The sequence below is a fragment of the Acinetobacter sp. UBA3132 genome (assembly GCF_002364825.1).
Classification (GTDB): domain Bacteria; phylum Pseudomonadota; class Gammaproteobacteria; order Pseudomonadales; family Moraxellaceae; genus Acinetobacter; species Acinetobacter schindleri.
The window spans coordinates 38,726-40,227 of record NZ_DEZM01000140.1; the positions used below are offsets into that span (position 1 = coordinate 38,726).

At 42.5% G+C, this 1,502-nt stretch carries 1 protein-coding gene and 1 pseudogene; both read left to right on the forward strand.

The window, feature by feature from the left end; all coding sequences use genetic code 11:
* A pseudogene (gene sucC / locus B4033_RS07735) lies at nt 1-457 on the forward strand (succinate--CoA ligase subunit beta); the annotation flags it as partial.
* Between the two features lie 11 nt (nt 458-468).
* Nucleotides 469-1,359 (forward strand): succinate--CoA ligase subunit alpha, encoded by an 891-nt coding sequence (gene sucD, locus B4033_RS07740; RefSeq protein WP_286832975.1) that lies wholly within the window; start codon nt 469-471, stop codon nt 1,357-1,359.
* Nucleotides 1,360-1,502: the final 143 nt, after the last annotated feature.

Genomic DNA, 1,502 nt, shown 5'->3' on the forward strand with positions numbered 1-1,502 from the left:
ACAAGAGAATGAGCGTGAGCTGAAAGCCTCTGAATTTGATCTGAACTATGTTGCCCTAGAAGGTAATATTGGTTGTATGGTCAATGGTGCTGGTCTTGCGATGGCTACCATGGATATTATCAAGCTTTATGGTGGTCAGCCCGCTAACTTCCTCGATGTCGGTGGTGGTGCAACCAAAGAGCGTGTGATTGAGGCGTTCAAAATTATTTTGGCAGATACTTCTGTGCAAGGTGTGTTGATTAATATTTTTGGTGGAATTGTACGTTGCGACATGATCGCTGAAGCAATTATTGCAGCAGTTCAAGAAGTAAATGTCACTGTGCCGGTTGTGGTTCGCCTTGAAGGGAACAATGCTGAGCTTGGTGCCAAATTACTGGATGAATCTGGTTTGAAATTAATTTCTGCAAATGGCCTGGCCGATGCTGCAGAAAAAATTGTTGCTGCAGTAAAAGCTTAAGGAGTATCACAATGAGCGTATTAATTAATAAAGACACCAACGTTTTAGTTCAGGGCTTTACTGGTAAAAACGGAACTTTTCATTCTGAGCAGGCAATTGCTTACGGTACTAAAGTGGTCGGTGGGGTAACACCGGGTAAAGGTGGTCAATCACATCTGGATCTGCCAGTATTTAATACCATGCGTGAAGCGGTAAAAGAAACTCAGGCCGATGCTTCTGTAATTTATGTACCTGCACCATTTGTATTAGACTCTATTGTGGAAGCGGTTGACTCAGGTATTGAGCTGATTGTAGTGATTACTGAAGGTGTACCAACACTGGACATGCTAAAAGCCAAGCGCTATCTGGAAACCAATGGTAATGGCACGCGTCTGATTGGCCCAAACTGTCCGGGTATTATTACGCCTGAAGAATGCAAGATCGGAATTATGCCAGGCCATATCCATAAGAAAGGCAAGATCGGGATTATCTCTCGTTCAGGTACTCTGACTTATGAGGCTGTATCGCAAACGACTAAACTAGGTCTAGGTCAATCGACTTGTATCGGTATTGGTGGTGATCCAATTCCAGGTATGAACCAGATTGACTGCTTGAAACTGTTTGAAGAAGACCCTGAAACAGAAGCTATTATTATGATCGGTGAGATTGGTGGTACAGCTGAAGAAGAAGCTGCTGAATATATCCAGTCTAATGTAACTAAGCCTGTAGTGGGTTATATTGCGGGTGTGACAGCACCGAAAGGAAAACGTATGGGGCATGCAGGTGCGATTATTTCAGGTGGCAAAGGCACCGCGGAAGAAAAATTTGCAGCCTTTGAACGTGCTGGCATGGCTTATACCCGTAGTCCTGCTGAGCTTGGTTCGACCATGTATCAGTTGCTGAAGGATAAAGGGTTAATCTAAACAATAAAAATCCAACATAAAGCCCTCTTATTGAGGGCTTTTTTTAGAAGAAATACATAATAGTTTGGTCTGACAGGATGAAATTGTGAGCTAAATCGCACTTTGTTATAATGTTTGTATAAATAAAATACATAACAAGACAA

What these genes read in the sequence shown, in the direction of transcription:
- sucD (WP_286832975.1), top strand. Translation starts at nt 469, where the DNA reads ATGAGCGTATTAATTAATAAAGACACCAACGTTTTAGTTCAGGGCTTT.